The sequence below is a fragment of the Citrobacter portucalensis genome (genome assembly GCF_002042885.1).
Lineage (GTDB): Bacteria > Pseudomonadota > Gammaproteobacteria > Enterobacterales > Enterobacteriaceae > Citrobacter > Citrobacter portucalensis.
This window is the reverse complement of the sequence record NZ_MVFY01000004.1, coordinates 182,734-203,868: the sequence shown is the minus strand read 5'-3', so window position 1 is coordinate 203,868 and position 21,135 is coordinate 182,734. Positions and strand designations below refer to the sequence as shown.

General features: G+C 52.5%; 11 protein-coding genes and 1 tRNA gene. 6 read left to right on the top strand and 6 right to left on the bottom strand.

The features are described from left to right. Window positions 1-8 precede the first annotated feature (8 nt). The 4 genes from BZK40_RS08060 to pepA all read right to left on the bottom strand — a co-directional run bounded on the left by BZK40_RS08060 (window position 9) and on the right by pepA (window position 5,641). Window positions 9-512 carry a GNAT family N-acetyltransferase gene (locus BZK40_RS08060; RefSeq protein ID WP_049014657.1) on the bottom strand — a complete coding sequence of 168 codons (504 nt, stop codon included), beginning with the start codon at window positions 510-512 and terminating at the stop codon, window positions 9-11. Window positions 513-718: 206 nt separating this feature from the next. Continuing rightward, complete coding sequence (locus BZK40_RS08055; RefSeq protein ID WP_008786064.1) at window positions 719-3,574, bottom strand: valine--tRNA ligase; 2,856 nt, start codon at window positions 3,572-3,574, stop codon at window positions 719-721. After that, window positions 3,574-4,017, bottom strand: coding sequence for a DNA polymerase III subunit chi (gene holC, locus BZK40_RS08050; RefSeq protein ID WP_003830256.1), 444 nt, complete (start codon window positions 4,015-4,017; stop codon window positions 3,574-3,576). The genes BZK40_RS08055 and holC overlap by 1 nt, the downstream gene beginning before the upstream one ends. A 112-nt stretch (window positions 4,018-4,129) precedes the next feature. Next, complete coding sequence (gene pepA, locus BZK40_RS08045) at window positions 4,130-5,641, bottom strand: leucyl aminopeptidase (RefSeq protein ID WP_003025870.1); 1,512 nt, start codon at window positions 5,639-5,641, stop codon at window positions 4,130-4,132. A 153-nt stretch (window positions 5,642-5,794) separates the two neighbouring features. On the opposite strand from pepA, the gene BZK40_RS24690 reads away from it, so the two are divergent. From BZK40_RS24690 to lptG, 3 genes are all read left to right on the top strand, one after another. Next, window positions 5,795-5,845, top strand: a complete 51-nt coding sequence (locus BZK40_RS24690; protein WP_212723231.1) for a hypothetical protein — start codon at window positions 5,795-5,797, stop codon at window positions 5,843-5,845. A gap of 62 nt (window positions 5,846-5,907) precedes the next feature. Further along, a complete protein-coding gene (gene lptF / locus BZK40_RS08035; RefSeq protein WP_032942200.1) occupies window positions 5,908-7,008 on the top strand; it encodes an LPS export ABC transporter permease LptF in 1,101 nt (366 codons plus the stop codon). Then, window positions 7,008-8,090 (top strand): LPS export ABC transporter permease LptG, encoded by a 1,083-nt coding sequence (gene lptG / locus BZK40_RS08030; RefSeq protein WP_008786067.1) that lies wholly within the window; start codon window positions 7,008-7,010, stop codon window positions 8,088-8,090. Before lptF ends, lptG begins: the two co-directional genes overlap by 1 nt. Window positions 8,091-8,193: 103 nt before the next feature. Here the strand turns inward: lptG and BZK40_RS08025 are convergent, their stop codons facing one another. Continuing rightward, the gene (locus BZK40_RS08025; protein WP_079934499.1) at window positions 8,194-9,696 is read right to left on the bottom strand and encodes a helicase HerA-like C-terminal domain-containing protein; all 1,503 of its coding nucleotides are present in this window, start codon (window positions 9,694-9,696) and stop codon (window positions 8,194-8,196) included. Between the two features lie 147 nt (window positions 9,697-9,843). Then, a complete protein-coding gene (ahr, locus tag BZK40_RS08020) occupies window positions 9,844-10,863 on the bottom strand; it encodes an NADPH-dependent aldehyde reductase Ahr (protein ID WP_060682818.1) in 1,020 nt (339 codons plus the stop codon). A 220-nt stretch (window positions 10,864-11,083) separates the two neighbouring features. Here ahr and BZK40_RS08015 point away from each other — a divergent pair. From BZK40_RS08015 to BZK40_RS08005, 3 genes are all read left to right on the top strand, one after another. Further along, window positions 11,084-11,168 (top strand) — tRNA-Leu (locus BZK40_RS08015). A 333-nt stretch (window positions 11,169-11,501) separates the two neighbouring features. Beyond that, complete coding sequence (locus BZK40_RS08010; RefSeq protein ID WP_048236220.1) at window positions 11,502-14,801, top strand: STY4851/ECs_5259 family protein; 3,300 nt, start codon at window positions 11,502-11,504, stop codon at window positions 14,799-14,801. 13 nt (window positions 14,802-14,814) lie between these two features. Continuing rightward, a complete protein-coding gene (locus BZK40_RS08005) occupies window positions 14,815-21,135 on the top strand; it encodes a DEAD/DEAH box helicase (protein WP_048236219.1) in 6,321 nt (2,106 codons plus the stop codon).

Here is a 21,135-nt window from a genome sequence, read left to right as displayed (position 1 = left end):
GCGTAAGGTCAGAGGGGCTTTAACATCCGCACTTCACAATCCACGTGCCCGGTACAGCCCAGCGCTTCGCTGATATGCTCAAAGCCTAAATGTTCATACAGGCGGATTGCCTCAGTCAGAAAAGCCGTGGTCTCCAGATAGCACTGTTTAAAACCCTGCTCGCGGGCATGTTCGAGCGCCATCAGCGCCAGTTTTTTCGCCAGCCCCTGACCGCGCGCGCTCGACAGGAAGTACATCTTTTGCAGCTCGCAAATGTCTGGTTCACTACATCCTAACGGTGCAACACCACCGCCGCCCACGACTTCACCGTTTTGCTCAACCACCCAGTAGGCTGCGCCCGGCTGGCTGTAAACCTGGAACAGTTCGTCCAGATTAGGGTCGGCAACGGTATACCCCTTATCGGCGGTAAGCCCGTATTCAGCGGAAACTTTGCGGATAACGCGGGCAATTGCGGCGTTATCATCGGCAGAAATTCGGCGCAGCGTTGCCGCGACGGAGGTAATGACACTCATAGCGAACTCATGACATAAAAGTGAGACATATGCAGTTAATACCACTGCGGCGAGGGGAAGCGCAAGCGAGGATAATTCAATAAAAAGCCTCTGAGCATATGCGTCAGAGGCTTTATCGTCTGTGGTGTCGGATGCGCTACGCTTATCCGACCTACGATGACGGTGCCCGTTTGCCGAATAAGCGCAGCGCTATCCGGCATAGGCAATTACAGCGCGGCGATGACCGCCTGCTGTTCAATCAGCTTCGCTTTGGCTTCTGCGTAACCGTCCAGCTTCTCACGCTCTTTGGCGATAACTGCTTCCGGTGCGCGGGCAACGAAACCTTCGTTGGAAAGTTTGCCTTCGATACGGGCAATCTCGCCTTCGATTTTCGCCACTTCTTTCGCCAGACGTGCCAGCTCATCTTCTTTGTTGATGAGGCCAGCCATTGGGATCAGCAGTTCGGCGCCGTCGATGATTTTGGTCACGGAGACCGGACCTTTGTCATCGGCTGGCAGCACGGTAATGCTTTCCAGACGTGCCAGGTTCAGCAGGAAGCTGCGGTTGTCGTTCACACGACGCATCGCATCAGCGCTGCAACCACGCAGCAGCAGCTCCAGCGGTTTGCCCGGGGCGATGTTCATTTCCGCACGGATGTTACGTACGGCGACGATTGCCTGCTTCAGCCATTCGGTATCGGCCAGCGCCGCTTCATCAACCTGCGCTGCGTTATATTCCGGGAACGGCTGCAGCATGATGGTATCTGCAGTGTTGCCACAAATCACTTTCACGCGCTGCCAGATGGTCTCGGTGATGAACGGAATGATTGGGTGCGCCAGACGCAGCAGACCTTCCAGCACGGTAACCAGCGTATTGCGGGTGCCGCGCAGTTCAGATTCGGAACCACCGTTCATGACCGGCTTGGTCAGCTCCAGATACCAGTCGCAGAACTGGTTCCAGGTGAACTCGTACAGAATGCCCGCGGCGATATCGAAGCGGAAGTTGTCCAGCGCTTCGCGGTACGCTTTGATGGTCTGGTTGAATTCAGCGAGGATCCAGCGATCCGCCAGCGACAGGGTCATTTCGCCACCGTTGAAGCCGCAATCCTGATCTTCGGTATTCATCAGTACGAAGCGGCTGGCGTTCCACAGCTTGTTACAGAAGTTACGGTAACCTTCCAGACGCTTCATGTCCCAGTTGATATCGCGACCGGTAGAGGCCAGCGCTGCCAGGGTGAAACGCAGGGCGTCGGTGCCGTGCGGCTCGATGCCGTCCGGGAACTGCTTCTCGGTACGCTTGGCAATTTTCTCAGCCAGCTGCGGCTGCATCATGTTGCCGGTACGTTTCTCCAGCAGTTCTGCCAGAGAGATACCATCGACCATATCCAGCGGGTCAATCACGTTGCCCTTGGATTTGGACATCTTCTGGCCTTCGTCGTCACGGATAAGACCGGTCATGTAGACGGTCTTGAACGGAACCTGCGGCTTGCCGTTTTCATCTTTGATGAAGTGCATGGTCATCATGATCATGCGGGCAATCCAGAAGAAGATAATGTCGAAGCCGGAAACCATCACGCTGGTTGGGTGGAACTGACGCAGCGCGTCGGTATTTTCCGGCCAGCCCAGCGTAGAGAAGGTCCACAGTGCAGAAGAGAACCAGGTATCGAGAACGTCTTCGTCCTGACGCAGCGCAACGTCGGCGCCGAGGTTGTTTTCCTGACGCACTTCGTCTTCGGTGCGGCCAACGTAGACATTGCCGTCGTTGTCATACCATGCCGGGATACGGTGACCCCACCACAGCTGACGGGAAATACACCAGTCCTGAATATCGCGCATCCAGGAGAAGTACATGTTTTCGTACTGCTTCGGTACGAACTGGATGTCGCCATTCTCAACCGCTTCAACCGCCGGTTTTGCCAACACGTCGGCACGGACGTACCACTGGTCGGTCAGCATCGGTTCGATAACCACGCCGCCACGGTCGCCGTAAGGTACGGTCAGGTCGTGCGGTTTAATTTCTTCCAGCAGGCCCAGGGCATCAACGGCGGCAACCACCGCTTTACGCGCAGCAAAACGTTCCAGCTTCTGGAACTCAGCCGGGATTTCATTGGAGTAAACGTCGGACTCTTCGCCTTTGGTGTCGTACACTTCCGCGGTTTCGCGGATGTCGCCGTCAAAGGTCAGAATGTTGATCATTGGCAGACCATGACGTTTCCCGACTTCGTAGTCGTTAAAGTCGTGCGCCGGGGTGATCTTCACGCAGCCGGTGCCTTTTTCCATGTCGGCGTGTTCATCGCCGACGATCGGAATGCGACGGTTAACCAGCGGCAGGACAACGAATTTGCCGATCAGATCTTTGTAGCGCGGATCTTCCGGGTTAACGGCTACGCCGGTATCACCCAGTACGGTTTCCGGACGGGTGGTGGCGACGACCAGGTAATCTTTACCGTCTGCGGTTTTCGCGCCGTCAGCCAGCGGATAGCGGATGTGCCACATGGAGCCTTTAGACTCGCGGTTTTCCACTTCCAGATCAGAAATAGCGGTGCGCAGTTTCGGGTCCCAGTTGACCAGACGCTTGCCACGGTAGATCAGATCTTCTTTGTACAGGCGAACAAAGACTTCTTTCACGGCATTGGAAAGACCTTCGTCCATAGTGAAGCGCTCGCGCTCCCAGTCAACGGAGTTGCCGAGACGGCGCATCTGACGGGTAATGGTGCCGCCGGATTCCGCTTTCCACTGCCAAATTTTGTCGATAAACGCTTCGCGACCGTAGTCGTGACGGGTTTTACCTTCTTCAGCGGCAATCTTACGCTCAACCACCATCTGGGTAGCGATACCCGCGTGGTCGGTACCGGCCTGCCACAGGGTGTTTTTACCCTGCATGCGCTGGTAGCGAATCATGGTATCCATGATGGTTTGCTGGAAAGCATGACCCATATGCAAACTGCCGGTGACGTTCGGCGGCGGGATCATGATGCAGAAGGACTCTTTGCTTTCATCGCCGTTAGGTTTGAAATAGCCCTGCTTTTCCCAGTGCTCGTAAAGCGGCTGTTCGATATCTTGTGGGTTGTATGTCTTTTCCATTATTTCCAGGTTGCCGTATTCAGGTTAAAACCAGCCACGCGGTAAGCTTTGTAGCGATCGCGTGCCGATTGTTTCAAAGAATCTTCGTAAGGAACGAAGTCTATCACTTCTGTGAAAGCGGTGGCAAAATCTGCAAAGCCAACGCGCAAACTGATGAGCAGGTCGCGCGGGCTGCTATTGCGTTTCTCCGGCCAGGCAATCTCTACCGGCGCGCCACCTCTGGGGCCTTCTCCCGCCAGATTATGCGGAACAAAACTTTCTGCCGGTCTTGCCCACAGAGCTTCATCCAGTCGAAGAGCCTGCTTTTCGTTTTCACAGGCGATCAGCACGCGCTTGCCAGCACGCCAACGTTCTGCGGCAATTTCACACACCAGTTGTTCAACGGCGCTTAAGCCATCGACGGTGTTGTCATTGTCCAGAATATAGAACGTTGCGTTTCTCATGATATGGGGCTTCTTGTTGTGGATTTAAATGCAAAGCCGGGTGGCGCTACGCTTACCCGGCCTACGGTTGAGTGATGTTGTAGGCCGGGTAAGGCGCACCCGGCGTTTTACATCACTCTTCGCCGTTAAAACCGGCACGATTGAGCAGGAACTGCGACAGCAACGCGACCGGACGACCGGTTGCGCCTTTGGCTTTCCCTGAACGCCATGCGGTACCGGCGATATCCAGGTGCGCCCAGTTGTACTTACGGGTAAAGCGTGACAAGAAGCAGCCCGCGGTAATGGCACCGCCAGGACGTCCGCCGATGTTCGCCATATCCGCAAAGTTGGACTCTAACTGCTCCTGGTATTCATCACCCAGCGGCAAACGCCACGCGCGGTCACCAGCCTGCTCGGACGCACCGATCAGCTCATGCGCCAGCGGGTTGTGGTTCGACATCAGGCCGGTGATGTGATGGCCCAGCGCAATCACACACGCGCCGGTCAGGGTCGCGACGTCAATCACCGCTTCTGGCTCAAAGCGCTCGACGTAGGTTAACACGTCGCACAGCACCAGACGGCCTTCGGCATCCGTATTGAGCACTTCAACGGTCTGTCCAGACATCGTGGTCAGCACGTCGCCTGGGCGATACGCGCGGCCACCCGGCATGTTTTCACAGCCCGCCAGCACGCCGACAACGTTGATGGGGAGCTGAAGCTCGGCCACCATGCGCATCACGCCGTATACCGCTGCCGCGCCGCACATGTCGTATTTCATCTCATCCATGCCTTCGGCTGGTTTGATGGAGATACCGCCGGAGTCAAAGGTTAACCCTTTACCGACCAGCACAATCGGACGCGCGTCTTCGGATGGATTGCCTTTGTACTCGATGACCGACATCAGCGACTCGTTCTGCGAGCCGTGACCGACGGCCAGATAAGAGTGCATGCCCAGCTCTTTCATTTGTTGCTCGCCGATCACTCGGGTCACAACATTTTTGCTGTAGCTGTCTGCCAGCTGGCGCGCCTGAGAGGCCAGGTAGGCGGCGTTACAGATGTTCGGCGGCATGTTGCCAAGATCTTTTGCCGCTTTAATGCCGGCGGCGATCGCCAGACCGTGTTGGATCGCACGCTCACCGCTGGTCAGCTCGCGGCGGGTCGGCACATTGAAGACCATTTTACGCAGCGGGCGACGTGGCTCGCTTTTGTTGGTCTTCAGTTGATCAAAGCTGTACAGCGTTTCCTGTGCCGTCTCAACGGCCTGACGCACTTTCCAGTAGTTATTGCGCCCTTTGACGTGCAGCTCAGTCAGAAAGCAGACGGCTTCCATTGAGCCTGTATCATTCAGGGTATTGATGGTTTTCTGAATGACCTGCTTGTACTGGCGCTCATCAAGTTCGCGCTCTTTGCCACAACCAATAAGGAGAATTCGCTCAGACAGAACGTTAGGAACATGGTGCAGCAACAGGGTTTGACCCGGTTTGCCTTCCAGTTCGCCGCGACGCAGCAGTGCGCTGATGTACCCGTCGCTGATCTTGTCGAGCTGCTCTGCAATCGGAGAGAGGCGGCGTGGTTCAAAGACACCCACGACGATGCACGCACTCCGCTGTTTCTCCGGGCTACCGCTTTTTACACTGAACTCCATGCACTACGCTCCTGAATCTTAAAGACAACGGCGGTGGCTACGGATAGAATTGCAAGCTTTCGTAACTCATACCCGCTGTTGCGGTGACTTCGTGTTAATCTTAACGTTATTACGGCATTGGCACGTCAGAACAATTTCTGAGAGGTGGATCCGTTGAGTATAATGATCTTAGCGACGATTTCGACGACTCAAGAGAATAAATGACGTTTAAGCCATGAAACAAGCTAAATTCCGGCAAAAGACGGGTTTTTACGGGCGTATTTAAAGTGATAATCATAAGATATCTGGTTCGGGAAACGCTCAAAAGCCAACTTGCGATCCTATTCATCCTGCTTTTGATCTTCTTTTGTCAAAAGTTGGTCAGGATCCTTGGTGCGGCGGTTGACGGTGATATCCCGGCAAATCTGGTGCTCTCGCTGCTGGGGCTGGGCGTGCCAGAAATGGCGCAACTTATCTTGCCCTTAAGCCTGTTCCTCGGGCTGTTGATGACGCTGGGCAAACTGTATACCGAAAGCGAAATTACGGTCATGCACGCCTGCGGGCTGAGCAAGGCAGTGCTCGTGAAAGCGGCGATGGTGCTGGCGCTGTTTACCAGTATTATTGCGGCGGTCAACGTGATGTGGGCCGGGCCGTGGTCCTCCAGACATCAGGACGAAGTCCTGGCGGAGGCGAAAGCGAACCCCGGTATGGCGGCGCTTGCTCAGGGGCAATTCCAGCAGGCGACCAACGGCAGTTCGGTGCTGTTTATCGAAAGCGTTGACGGCAGCAACTTCAAAGACGTGTTCCTCGCGCAAATCCGCCCGAAAGGCAACGCTCGTCCTTCGGTCGTCGTAGCCGATTCCGGACATCTTACCCAGATGCGTGATGGCTCTCAGGTCGTGACGCTGAACCAGGGGACGCGCTTCGAAGGTACCGCGCTGCTGCGCGATTTCCGCATTACCGACTTCCAGGATTATCAGGCGATTATCGGTCATCAGGCCGTGGCACTGGATCCAAACGATACCGACCAGATGAACATGCGTACGCTGTGGACGACCGACACCGATCGTGCCCGCGCGGAGCTGACCTGGCGTATCACGTTAGTATTCACCGTATTTATGATGGCGCTGATGGTCGTACCGCTGAGCGTGGTGAACCCGCGTCAGGGGCGCGTGCTGTCGATGCTGCCAGCAATGCTGCTCTATTTGCTGTTCTTCCTGGTTCAGACGTCGCTGAAGTCGAACGGCGGTAAAGGTAAGCTGGATCCGGTGTTCTGGATGTGGACGGTTAACCTGGCGTATCTGGCGCTGGCGATTGTGCTTAACCTCTGGGATACGGTGCCGATGCGCCGCTTGCGTGCCCGTTTTATGCGTAAAGGAGCGGTATAATGCAGCCTTTTGGTGTACTTGACCGCTATATCGGTAAAACCATTTTCACCACCATCATGATGACGCTGTTCATGCTGGTGTCGCTCTCCGGGATCATCAAGTTCGTTGACCAGCTGAAAAAAGCCGGGCAGGGGAGCTACGATGCGATGGGCGCCGGGCTGTATACCCTGCTCAGTGCGCCGAAAGATATCCAGATCTTCTTCCCGATGGCGGCACTGCTGGGGGCATTGCTGGGGCTGGGCATGCTGGCCCAGCGCAGTGAACTAGTGGTGATGCAGGCTTCCGGCTTTACCCGTATGCAGGTGGCGTTGTCGGTGATGAAAACCGCGATTCCGCTGGTGCTGCTGACGATGGCTATCGGCGAATGGGTTGCGCCACAAGGCGAACAGATGGCACGTAACTACCGTGCGCAGCAGATGTACGGCGGCTCGCTGCTCTCTACCCAGCAGGGTTTGTGGGCGAAAGACGGTGACAGCTTTGTCTACATCGAGCGGGTGAAAGGCGACGCAGAGTTAGGCGGGATTAGCATCTACTCGTTTAACGACAAGCGCCGTCTGCAGTCTGTACGCTACGCTGCGAGCGCGACGTTTGACCCGGAGCAGAAGGTCTGGCGTTTGTCGCAGGTAGATGAATCCAACCTGACCGATCCGAAGCAAATCACCGGCTCGCAAACGGTGAGCGGCACCTGGAAAACCAACCTGACGCCCGACAAGCTCGGCGTTGTGGCGTTGGATCCTGATGCGCTGTCGATTAGCGGTCTGCATAACTACGTGAAGTACCTGAAGTCGAGCGGCCAGGATGCCGGACGCTACCAGCTCAATATGTGGAGCAAAGTCTTCCAGCCGCTGTCTGTAGCGGTCATGATGCTGATGGCGCTGTCGTTTATCTTTGGTCCGCTGCGTAGCGTCCCGATGGGCGTGCGCGTGGTGACAGGGATTAGCTTTGGCTTTGTGTTCTATGTGCTGGACCAAATCTTTGGCCCGCTGACGCTGGTGTACGGCATTCCGCCGATTATCGGTGCGCTGCTGCCAAGCGCCAGCTTCTTCCTGATAAGCCTGTGGCTGATGCTGCGTAAGTCGTAATCACAGTAATCGTAGGCCTGATGGCGTTGCGCTTTTCAGGCCTACTCCGGACCCGTAGGCCGGAGTAGGCGTTTACGCCGCCATCCGGCAACGTAACACGGGGCTAGCGTTTTCTCCCGCCCATCAAACTCCCCAACATGCCGCGGATTATCTGATTGGTAACCTGTCGCGCCGCGCTTTTCGCCACGCTCTGCACTACGCCATCGCGCTTACCGCCGCGCGGTCCGGTGCTGCCAAACAGAATATCCTTCAACCCGCCGAGAATACCGCTGTCCACATCGACAGCTTTACCGCTGGCGGGAGGCGTATTTTGCTGCTCGGTACTGGCCTGCACACCTTGCTGCAAACGTTCATAGGCGGACTCGCGGTCGATCTCTTCTTCATATTTACCGTACAGAGAAGAGTGATTAATCAGCCCGTTACGCTCGTCGTCCGTCACCGGTCCCATCCGTGAGCATGGCGCAATCACCATTGCTCGTTCAACCACCGACGGGCTGCCTTTGGCGTCCAGAAACGACACCAGCGCCTCACCGGTTCCCAGCTCCTGAATGGCTTTTTCGGTATCAAATGCCGGGTTGGCGCGCATGGTTTGCGCCGCGCTTTTCACCGCTTTCTGATCTTTCGGGGTGAACGCGCGCAGGGCGTGCTGCACACGGTTTCCCAACTGACCAAGCACGTTGTCCGGAATATCCGACGGGTTTTGCGAGACGAACCACACGCCGACCCCTTTCGAGCGGATCAGGCGGATCACCTGTTCGATTTTATCCAGCAGCACCTGCGGAGCATCGTTGAACAGCAGGTGCGCTTCATCGAAGAAGAACACCAGTTTTGGTTTCTCCAGATCGCCCGCTTCCGGCAGCTGTTCGTACAGCTCGGAGAGCATCCACAGCAGGCTGGCGGCGTACAGTTTGGGCATCTGATAGAGCTTCTCGGCGCTGAGGATATTAATCATCCCTTTGCCGTTGGCATCGGTACGCATCCAGTCTTTGATGTCCAGCATCGGTTCGCCAAAGAAGTGTGCCGCTCCCTGCTGCTCCAGCGACAGTAGCCCACGCTGGATCGCCCCGACCGAGGCGCTACTGATATTGCCGTACTGATTCTGGAAGGATTTAGCGTTATCGCCAATGTACTGGGTGATGGCCCGCAGGTCTTTGAAATCGAGCAGCAACAGACCCTGGTCATCGGCAATGCGGAAGATTATATCCAGCACGCCGGACTGCACGTCGTTGAGGTTCAGCAGACGGGCCAGCAGCAACGGACCGAGGTCTGATACCGTGGCCCGCACGGGGTGACCTTTTTCGCCGAAGATATCCCACACGGTGACCGGATTAGCATGCGGTTGCCAGTCGGTAATGCCGATATTTTTCAGGCGGGCGAGCAGCTTTTCAGAGGCTTGTCCTTCCTCGGCCACGCCGGTTAAGTCACCTTTCACATCGGCCATAAATACCGGCACGCCAATCTCGGACAGCGATTCGGCCAGCTTCTGTAGCGTGACGGTTTTACCGGTCCCGGTCGCGCCGGTAATCAGCCCGTGACGGTTGGCCATACCTGGCAGTAAAAACAGTTCGGTGTCCGGCGTGCGGGCAATTAGCAGGGGTGCGCTCATTGAGATTTCCTCCATTTATCCTGCCTGGAGTATAGGCAACCGTGACGCACTCTTCACCGCTAAATTACGGAGATTGTGAGGAGAATTTAACCTGTCTGGAATAGCGGGGAGAATAGCCGGGAAGCTTACGCCACCCGGCAAAGACGATCAGAAGTCTGCTTTAAGCACTACGCGGTAGCGGGCCTTACCGTCACGCACGTGCTGGATTGCTTCGTTAATTTGCGACATCGGGTACAGTTCGGTGGTGGGCGACACCTTGCTGCGCCCGGCAAACTTCATCAGCTTGCGCAGTTCGAACGGCGTACCGGTCGCCGAACCGGAGATGCTGCGATCGCCGGCTATTAAGGTGAACGCCGGAACCGGCAGCGGCTTCAGCACCGCACCGACGGTATGGAAGTTACCGCCGTAGGCCAGTGCTTCAAAATAGGGCTGCCAGTCGAGATCGACGTTAACCGTGTTAATAATGAGATCGAACTGGCCCGCCAGCGCTTGTAGCGCATCCGGATCGCGGCTATTGACGACTTTATCCGCCCCCATTGCCAGCACTTCCTGCTCTTTCGCCGGATTGGAGCTGAACGCGGTCACTTCGCAACCCATCGCATGTAACAGCTTAATAGCGATATGCCCCAGACCGCCGATGCCGATCACCCCGACGCGGCTGGTGGCGGTGATATGGTGCATCAGCAGCGGTTTGAACACCGTGATGCCGCCGCACAGTAATGGGCCAGCGGCCGCCAGATCGATACTCTCCGGCAACGGGATCACCCACTGCCAGTCGGCCCGCAGCTTCTCGGCAAAGCCACCGCGATTAAGAATTGTGGGAACAGACCCTTCAAGGCAGTTGATCTGATTACCGCTGATACAGGCGTCGCAGTGCCCGCAGCTGCGTGCCGTCCAGCCAACGCCGACGCGCTGACCAACTTTCAGACCTTTATCCTGCGCCGCGCTGCCGAGCGCCGCCACGCGACCAATCACCTCATGCCCGGCAACCAGCGGATACTGAGAGAACCCCCATTCGTTGTCGATCATCGACAAATCGGAATGGCAGATACCGCAGTAATCGACCTGGACTTCGACATCTTCCGGCTTAAGCTCGCCCGCATCATATTCATAGAGTTCGAGTTCGCTGCCCGCCGCTTTTGCAGCGTAGCTTTTTATCATCGACATCGTGTTTCCCTCAGTATGGTGTTGAACTGGAAGTGTAGAGCATGGGGAAACGGGACGCTTCGCAGAAGGGGGGATTAAGGAGAGGGCAAACTGTGATGAGGGTTACAGCTAAGAAAGGTAATGCTGAAATTTTCAACACTTAGCGAGCCAGACACACGCTGGCGCTTGCATGGTGGCGCATGACAGGTATAATCCACAACGTTTTCCGCATCCCTTCCGTGCCGGAGTGGCGAAATCGGTAGACGCAGTTGATTCAAAATCAACCGTAGAAATACGTGCCGGTTCGAGTCCGGCCTTCGGCACCAATAATGCAAGATTAAGCTACCTAAGGGTGGCTTTTTTTGTGTCATTTTTTCCGAATCATATACTCAGCTTATATATCCCTCTGACAAAGCAACAAATCATAGGTGCTTCATCCTGTTGAATTAATTACACTAATTAAGTATGTTTAATTTATTGATTCTGAAGTGTATTAAATTTACAGGTCTATTTTTATTGTGACTAACTTCGCGTTTTAAAATGCTAATAGATGATCATCTTTGTGAGGGGTAATATTATTATCTGTTTTGCTAGCTATTTTTATGAATTATTCCTGTCGGATCAGTCTGTTTACGCAGTCAATTTGCAAGGAGCATGCTTTGAATCAGTCAGAATACACGTCGATCCTAAAATGTACCCCGTGGCTAGATAAATTCCTCGCTCGTAGAGGATTGAAGCAACCAGATCATCGCCCGTTATATGAATATCACGCAACGTGTGATGAATATGATGAATTGAAACGCCTGTTGCGAGCTATAGGGCTACCCGATGGTTACAAAAGTGATAAAGGGTATGCAGCCTGCTTCACTTTGTTCTGCTCTGAGTGGTACAGAAGGGATTACGAGCGAGATTGTGGATGGACGTGGGAACCTATTTATAAAACTCTTGGTATATTGCTACCTTCTTCTGAAATGGGGAATATAATCCCTAAAGGTCTGGATGGGTACTGGGGACGCCCAGTGCGGTTCTATGATACTGAAAGGCGGAATTTTTTAGGGTCCTTATTCAGTGAAGGCGGTTTACCTTTCAGGTTGCTGAAGGAATCTGATAGCCGTTTTCAGTCAATGTTTTCTCTCATTTTAAACCAATACGATCAGGCTAAATCCTCTAACATTTCCACGTACGCGTTGGTTCATGCAGCGGTAGAAAAATCATCCCTGCCAGTCGTTTTCAAAGAGGATACTTCAGTTGAACTTATTAGTCGAATGGCTGAACAGTTAGTATCTCTTGTTCAAATTTATGATTTGAGTAATCATACCGAACCCGTAAAAGAACTTGAGCGTGTTCATCCAAAGTGGCGGGACAGTTTCCCTGTTCCTCTAGAGGATGATACGGGTACTAGTTTCCTTAATGGACTTTTACGAACAGCTTCTACTGAATCAAAACCCCGCATTCAAAAGAATAAAACCACTCTCTTTCAGTTTTTATGGTCAGAAAATAACCCTGAAGCCGTCCAGGCTATTATTTCTCTGCCTGAGGAGCTGAGCTTTTCAATTGATAGTGAGCCTTCAACAACGCGCTTCGAGCTTGCTATCTATGAAGATGGTAACGAAATCGCAAGTCTGGGACCTGCTTACGCCACGTTAAGTAACTCCCAGGCAAAAATAAGAGTTCGTAAGCGCGAGATTAAATTTTGCCGAAGAAATCCCGCAGTAAGTTTGTTTATTGTGGCGAGAGCTGGGGGAATGTTTGTCGGCTCCAATCTTTTAGAAGGTAGTGAAGTTGCCGTTGGCGATGTTCCATTGGTTTTTGTTTCTGATAAAAGTGAATGGCTGTTACAGGGACAAGCCTCTTGCAGCGTGCGTGGCAGTCATGTGCTTATCGTACTACCAAAGGATGGCTGTCTGGCTTCGGAACATGAGGATTGTGACTCTAGCTTTTCGGCTTTGGGCTGCCGAACTCTGACTATCAAAGGTCGGCAGGATATCATTATTGAAGGCGACGAAACGTACCGGATAAAGACAGGAAGAGAGCAGATTATCCAGACTGGATTTTCTTTCCAGGGAAAGCGATTGAATTGGACAAGCTACCCGGATGAAGTCTTCCTTGGTATTCCCGGAATTACCAAAAATCCTGAGAATCTCTCAAAGCATCATTATAAACGCTTTTTCAACGGTACGTTTATAGATGATTGCGATGTGCAAGAGAGAATGGGAGCACAGTTTATTTCGGTGCGTAACGAAAGTAATGAAACTTTACTGCGTAAGAAAATAGGTATTCTCCCCAATGATTTTAGCCTGGAAATAAAAAACGGAGAACAGGCAAACGAAGGTTCGGTCATTATTACTACTCAGCATCCTTGTTTGTATCGTTTGAAGGAAAAAACACTTGAAGTTGGACGGGAGCGGTTGCCTGGTAGTACAGAAATAATGATGAAGGCGGAGGGGATACCTCCTGCATCGATTTCATTACAAATAACGCCAAACCTCACTGCGGACCCAATTGTTATTTGGTTACCATTTCCTGCACGAGGCTGTCTTGCGTTCGATAAAGACGAGAAGCCTCTACCTAAAAATTTAACGATTAACGATCTTCTGGGAGCCAGAGCATACCTTTTCGGAAAAAATGGAGAGCCTACGCGATACCAGCTTGAACTACGTTTACATTCCCGTAGTGGAATGCAGGCTTGGTATGAGTGGCACTATAGTGCGGGAGAAAGTCCGGTAGAGCTTACGTTATACAGCTTAAGGGAACATATTGATAATTTACTCTCACTGGAAGAGGGAATTGATCAAATAGTTGATATGCGTATAGAAGGAGGTGGTAGTTCTTTTACCTGGCAGATTCGACGTTACAAATATAGTCTGGACTATGATCGGGAAAGGCAGATTCTTTTCGCAAACTCAATAAGTAATCGTACAGGACAGATCCCTTCGCCCGTAATTATGTTACTCAGCGAACCGGAGAGAAAACCCATACCGCTGATGTCAAGAATGAGCGAAGGTGTACCGGTTGGGGAATTCGAATTAAGTTCGACAATACAAAATAATGGCCCATGGCTGGTGTTGCCAAAACAAGGTGAAGAAGCTTCATTTCGGCCATGCTACATTGCTGGCGAGTCGGTGATTCAAAGCGACACGACAACAATACAGTCCTTGCAAAAAGCAACGCAGCTTTTTAATCCCCGGTCGGATGTAAATACAATTACGTTAGTTCTGGAACAAATGGCGAACGACCCTGCACATTCAGGCTGGCAGTTTTTACGCAATTTATACGATCAGTTTGGATATTTACCTTTGGCTACCTTTGAAGTATGGCGGGCGCTTGTTCAGCATCCGCAAGCGTTGGCGATGTCGCTATTCAAATTTGAAATGTCCATTGATTATCTCAGCCGTATTGAAAGCGAGTTTCCTGTTTTCTGGGAGTTTTTACCTATTACAGAAGTTAAACGTGCCGCCACACATTTTCGTACTTTTTTGACTCATAAAGGTGCGCCTGGGGAAATGCAGATAAAGTTGCTGGACAGAATGTATCAGCAGCTGGGCACAGTGTTCCCGACTTATGCCAGTGAGGTGAAATTATGGTTGAGTCAAGGGAAATTACCACCGGTTTTTCCGGAGTTTGTGATGAAAGGTATTATCCAAGGGTGGTATCAGGAACTTCTACGCGAACATGGTGAATCTCGCTGGCCAGAATTTGGTGGTCCGGGCCTTTTCCGTTGGTATATGTCGCAACAAAATCCGGTTATCGATATTTCACCTGATGCCAGTTACCGATATTCCGTTACCTTGCTCCCCGTATTTGCTGCTGCTGTTGCAAGCGGAAAAACAACATTTGGCAGTGTTTTTGAAAATAAGCCCGGTGCCGTATTTTTTTTGAGGCAGGTTAGAGATTTCGACTCACGATGGTTTAACGCCATTTTCCAGTACTGCTTATTGTGTAATGTTACCGAAAAATAAAAAAGGGATAAGAATGACTACACGCTATTTTTCGTCACTTATTGAACAATCGTTGTCTCGTTCTACAGAAGCAACGCTGAGTATCATGGGGGTCACAAACCCGCAGTTGCGTGAACACCTCGCGCAGCAAATGGGCGCCGATTGTGGGGAGTCTGGCTCATTTCTTGCTGCACCGGTATTCCAGCAAATGTTTGGCTGGAAAGAGTCAAATAACACGATGCGCAGCCTGACTGAAGGCAAGGCATTACTAAGTAAAGCCGTTGTTGATTCGCTTGATGCTCAGAACAATGGTCGCTACCGTTTTGGTGCTGACTGGAAACCTTTCACTCACCAACTGGCCAGTTGGAAGGCTTTACTGGAAGAGAAACATTCCGTGGTGGTGACAAGTGGTACGGGTTCAGGCAAAACGGAATGTTTTATGGTGCCGGTGCTGGAAGATCTCTACCGGGAACTGCATGAAAATGGCAACAATCCGCTGGTTGGTGTCAGAGCCCTTTTCCTCTATCCACTTAACGCGCTGATTAATTCACAGCGTGAGCGCCTGGATGCATGGACACGAGGTTTTGGCACCGGGATCCGATACTGCCTCTATAACGGTAATACTGAAAATCTCCACGCTGCGGTAAAAAGTGAGCAGATAAAAAGGCCGAATGAAGTGCTCTCGCGTGAAAAGATGCGTGAAGAACCTGCTCCGATTCTGGTGACCAACGGCACAATGCTGGAATATATGATGGTACGCCAAGTCGACGCCCCGATTATTCAGCAATCCAAAGCACAAAAGTCACTACGTTGGATAGTACTGGATGAAGCGCATACCTATGTCGGTTCGCAGGCCGCTGAACTGGCGCTACAGTTACGTCGCGTGATGACGGCATTTGGCGTGACGCCCGATGATGTGCGTTTCGTGGCAACATCTGCAACTATTGCCGGAGGCGATGCCGAAAAACAGCTGAAAAAATTCCTCTCTGAATTATCCGGTATACCGCAGGAGCGTATTGACGTACTGGACGGAACCCGGGTGATTCCGAAACTAGAACCGTGCAAACACGTTTATATTCCGTTAGAAGAAATTGAGCAAATCCCTGATACAGACATGAAGGGCGTAAGCCCAGAGCGCTTTGAGGCACTTACACATTCACCTGAAGCGCATTACTTGCGTGAGATGTTAGTCACTCAGCCGGATCCAATGAAGCTGGATACGATGACGCAGCGGTTGAATACGCTGACCAGGCAACATTATAGCCAGCAGGATGTGCTGCGCTGGATCGATGTTTGCTCCGGCACTCAACCTAATACTAAAGATCCGGCATTTCTGAAGGTAAGAGCGCATATCTTCCAGCGCAACACCCAGGGTGTGTGGGCTTGCGTTGATAAAGAGTGCAGAAAAAAGCACGGCACTCCGCTGGAAAAGGGCTGGCCCTTTGGCTATGTGTATGTGAATCAACGGCAAAATTGTGACTGCGGAAGCCCGATCTACGAACTGGCATTCTGTAATGAATGTAACGAGCCACATCTTTTGGCGCGGGACAAAAAGGGCAAACTGGTCCAATGGGAAAATAAAGGCGGCGATGAGTTCTCGTTGCAGGATGATACGCATGTTGAATATGACGGCGTAGAAGATAAAGTCGAGAAAGAGAGTACTTTCCAGCCCCCGCTTATTATTGCCGCAGAAAAGACCAGTGAGATGGGGTATACCATCCAAAGGCTGGATCGCCAGACGCGTCGTATTGGCGTGGGTAGTAATGACAGTATCCCGTTAGTTATTAATGATATTGAGCAAGTTTGCAGCGCCAGTGGCTGTGGCTACAGAGGGACGAGCGGGAAACAACCCTTCCGTCGCGCTTTATTGGGGGGGCCATTTTATGTCACCAACATTGTGCCCACCGTTCTGGAGTATTGTCAGGACTTTATTAGTGAAGAAGGAAAAGAGGGCGTCGGACCTGATTCGCTACCAGGTCGAGGCCGTCGACTGATTACCTTTACCGATAGCCGGCAAGGAACGGCCCGAATGGCGGTGCGCATGCAGCAGGAAGCTGAGCGCAGTCGTTTACGCGGCAGCGTGGTGGAAATCCTGAGCTGGCATCAACGAACGCAGACTACTGTCACACCGAATGCCAGTGCCGATCTTGAAAAGTTATCCGCGAGGGCAAAACAGGCCCGAAATGAGGCAGAAGAATATAGAAGCTGGGGAATGCCGGAACAAGCAAAACTGGCAGAAGCGCAAGCTGAACAGCTTGAACAGGCTATTCAGGTTGCGACCGGTGGCAAAGCAGCAACTGTTCTGCTGTCCCGGACCTGGACGGAAATGGTTAATGAACTTAAAGAGAAGGCTGATATTCGCGGTCCGATTCTACAATATAACCACTATCTGAAGCCTGAGATTTTCAATGAAAACGGAGGCCCGCTGAAGCTTTCAGAAATGTTGCTTTTCCGGGAGTTCATGCGTCGCCCTAAACGAACTAACAGTCTGGAAACGCAAGGGCTAGTCCAGGTTGGTTATCAGGGGCTGGAGAAAATAATTAAACTCCCGGTGCACTGGCATGAAAAAGGGCTGACGGAGGGCGACTGGCAGGATTTTCTTAAGGTTACGCTGGATTTATACGTTCGTGAAAGCAACTTCACGCAACTGGACGATGAATTGAAAAACTGGATTGGTAGTCGTTTTTCATCGAAATTCGTCCGTAACCCGGAAACGAAAGATCCTGAAGATAATCAGAACAAACGCTGGCCGCAAATCCGTAATGGCAACTTATCCCATCGTTTAGTGAAGTTGTTGATGCTGGGAGCGGGTTTCAAAACAGCAAATACGGCGACGATTGATATTATCAACGCGTGGCTGAAAGAAGCATGGAATCAACTTACCGGGCCACTTGCCGTACTGAAGCCTGATGGTAACCGTTTCTATCTGCCAAAAGAGCACCTGACTTTTTCTTTAATCACGGATGGCTGGATTTGCCCGGTAACCAATAAAATTCTGGATACCACCTTTAAAGGCTTAACCCCTTATCTGCCAACCCATATTTCGTTTGAACATCTTAGCCAGGTGCAGTTCGACACGTTTATCGCGCAAAAGGTCACCATGCCGGAAATCTGGAAGCTGGACCGTTCGCAAGAAGACTACGCGGCAGGTCTGGCGAAAGTACGTGACTGGGTCAGCAAGGAGCCGCTGATCGCGCAATTACGTTCGGAAAACGTCTGGACGGATATCAACGATCGTGTTGTGGAAGGAGGCTTCTATTACCGCACGGCTGAGCACTCAGCCCAGCAATCATCGGAACGTCTGCAAAGCTACGAAAAGATGTTCAAGAATGGGCAACTGAATGTTCTCAACTGTTCTACCACCATGGAAATGGGGGTTGATATTGGCGGTATTACTGCCGTGGTGATGAACAACGTACCGCCGCATCCGGCCAACTATTTACAGCGTGCAGGGCGGGCCGGGCGTAGTAAGGAATCGCGAGCGATCTCTTATACGCTATGTAAAGGGAACCCGCATGACCAGCAGGTTTTTGCCAATCCGCTGTGGCCGTTTGAAACCATGATCCCGGCCCCGATGGTGGCGATGAATTCTGCCCGGCTGGTACAACGCCACGTCAATGCCTTATTACTGTCCGACTTCTTATGCAACGTTATTGGTGAAACGGAGAAAGAAAAAACCAGCCTCGACAGTCTCTGGTTTTTTGGTGAGGACGACGGGCAGTCAAAATGTGAGCGCTTTAAAGTCTGGCTGGAGCGCCCGGTTCTTGATATCGACGCGGCGCTGGAACGGCTGGTGAAAGGTACGGCGCTGCATGGAGCCAGACCCGACCTGCTGCGGGATAAAACCATTAACGCGATTACTTTCCTGCAACAGCGATGGCTTTCCGTCTATCGCGATCTTGTGGCTCAAGAGCGCGAATCACAGCCGCAAACGCCTTATCGCAAGCGTATCGAACTGGAGAAAAAACGGCACTGTGGCGAGTATTTGTTGCGCGATCTGGCAGCCAGAACCTTCCTGCCTGGTTATGGCTTCCCGACGGATGTGGTGACGTTTGATAACTTCACTATGGAGGACTATATCCGTGAAAAATCGCGGAAAAGCCGGGATAAAAAAGATCGCGAAGATAACGTGTCACGCTACAAAGGGCTGCCCTCCCGAAACCTGGGAGTCGCCATCCGGGAATATGCGCCAGGCGCAGAGATCATTCTTGATGGTCGGGTCTTCCGCTCCGCCGGTGTCTCGCTGCACTGGCACAATATTAACGCTGATACCAATGAGGCCCAGCGTCTGGATTGCGCCTGGCGCTGCCACAAATGCGGTACGATTGGCTATAAAGAGGGGATGAGCAACTCCGGGACGCTCTATTGCACCAACAGCGCGTGTGGTGAAAAAATTATCACTGAAAATCGCCGTCAGGTGCTGCAGCCTGCCGGATTTGTGACCGATGCGCATGCACCGGTGACCAACAATATTGAAACCATGAAATTCATCCCGGTGGTCCCTGCATGGGTATTTGTTAAAGCCGAACCAATGCCGTTGCCTAACCCAATAATGGGATATATGACCTCTGGTGCTGACGGGCATGTCTTCCAGCAAAGCCTGGGAGAAGGTGGGCATGGTTACGCGTTATGTCTGAGCTGTGGTCGTGCAGAGTCGATGTTGAATGCTAACGACGCACCGAAGAGTATGGAAGCACACTACCCACCGCGCCCGGGAAAATCGGATCGCGATAGCCAGAATCAACGTCTAATTTGTCCCGGTTCGACGGCGCTTATGAAGAACGTCACGCTGGGGGCTTTGGCGCGAACGGATGTCTTTGAAATGGTACTACGCAAGCCGCAAAACGGTGAATATCTGCCGGATAACACTGAAGAGGGGCGGGTTGTCGCCATGACCCTTGCAGTTGCGCTGCGTCAGGCGCTGGCGGGTGTTCTGGGTATCTCTGCCGCAGAGCTGGGCTACGCTGTGCGTCCGGTCCGGTTGGAGGACGGGCAATCGGTATTAGCCGTTCAGCTGTATGATGTGATCAGTGGTGGGGCTGGTTTTGCCTCCAGTGCGCCATTGCATATTGAGTCTATTCTGCAGGGAATGGTCAAACAGCTAGGGTGTCATCATTGTGATACCTCCTGCAGTGAATGCCTGCTCGACTCCCAGACTCGCCACGATCACGATTTACTGGACCGAAAAGCGGCACTGGCCTGGCTTGGGGATGACTTCGTCTACTATGTTGGTTTGCCGGATACGGAGACATTCTCGCTGCCGGATGCCCGCTACTGCCCGGGAGCCATTAGCGACACCCTTCGCCGGGCGATTAACGAAGGAGCTGAAAAACTCACGCTGTGGATGAACGGGCCGCTCAATGAGTGGGATCTCTATGCCCGCCAATTCCGGGCGGCTATTCAGAACTACCGGGTAAAAGATAACGTTGCGGTTGATCTCGTCATCCCGGCAGGCGTCGATGACCCTGAACTGATGCACGAGCTTTCGCAGTTTACTGCTCTGGGTGTACGGTTGTGTCATAGCGAACAGGCTCCGGACCTGCCGATTGTGGCACAAATCGCCTTTGCCGATCGGGTCATGACGCTGGCTTCACGCAGCCAGCAGGCAACGATCCCGGGACCGGGCTGGCATCTGAATGACGAACTGGTTGTTCGCAGCCTCGGCTATAAAACGGTAAAACTGAACGAGTTTGTTCTGCCGGGGAAAGCCACGAGCGCGGTTGAACGCGTCAAAGATATTGCGATCCATAAAGAGCTGAACGGCCCGCTTTCGTTGTTCGGACAACGCTTCTGGGACGTGCTGTTTAACGACCATGAAGAGGCGCAGTCGCTGATGAAAAATCAGCGGATCATCGGCGTTCACTATACCGATCGCTATCTGCAAAACCCGGTTGCGCTGGTGCTGCTGGCGGCGTTATTGAAACCGCTGAAGCCGTTACTGACTGAGGAAGCTAAGGTGGCGATTGATACATTATTCAAACCTAAAGATCGCGCCGGTAACCGGCCTTTCCATGACTGGATGAGCGACGCGGATTTTCAGGATTTCGCCGACCAGTGGTTTGCCGCGGCAATGGGCAGGGCGGTAGCGCTAAGAGTATTCGATTCGCTGCGCGACATTCCCCACCATCGTAAACTGACGGTGACCTTTGAGAATGGTCAGGTATTAAAGATTCGTTTTGATCAGGGGATGGGCTACTGGCGTATCAACTTTGCATCAAAATGGTATTACTTTGACTTCAGCGATGACGTTTCCTTTCAGTTAGGCAATATGGCGCTGGCCTGTCAGGATGGCAAGGTGCTTAACAGCGAAGAAAGCTGGGCAACGGATGTGCTGGTGGAGGTGATGGCAGCGTAA

Coding starts and splice junctions, on each gene's coding strand:
- BZK40_RS08060 (WP_049014657.1), bottom strand. CDS start 512: ATGAGTGTCATTACCTCCGTCGCGGCAACGCTGCGCCGAATTTCTGCC.
- BZK40_RS08055 (WP_008786064.1), bottom strand. CDS start 3,574: ATGGAAAAGACATACAACCCACAAGATATCGAACAGCCGCTTTACGAG.
- holC (WP_003830256.1), bottom strand. CDS start 4,017: ATGAGAAACGCAACGTTCTATATTCTGGACAATGACAACACCGTCGAT.
- pepA (WP_003025870.1), bottom strand. CDS start 5,641: ATGGAGTTCAGTGTAAAAAGCGGTAGCCCGGAGAAACAGCGGAGTGCG.
- lptG (WP_008786067.1), top strand. CDS start 7,008: ATGCAGCCTTTTGGTGTACTTGACCGCTATATCGGTAAAACCATTTTC.
- BZK40_RS08025 (WP_079934499.1), bottom strand. CDS start 9,696: ATGAGCGCACCCCTGCTAATTGCCCGCACGCCGGACACCGAACTGTTT.
- ahr (WP_060682818.1), bottom strand. CDS start 10,863: ATGTCGATGATAAAAAGCTACGCTGCAAAAGCGGCGGGCAGCGAACTC.
- BZK40_RS08005 (WP_048236219.1), top strand. CDS start 14,815: ATGACTACACGCTATTTTTCGTCACTTATTGAACAATCGTTGTCTCGT.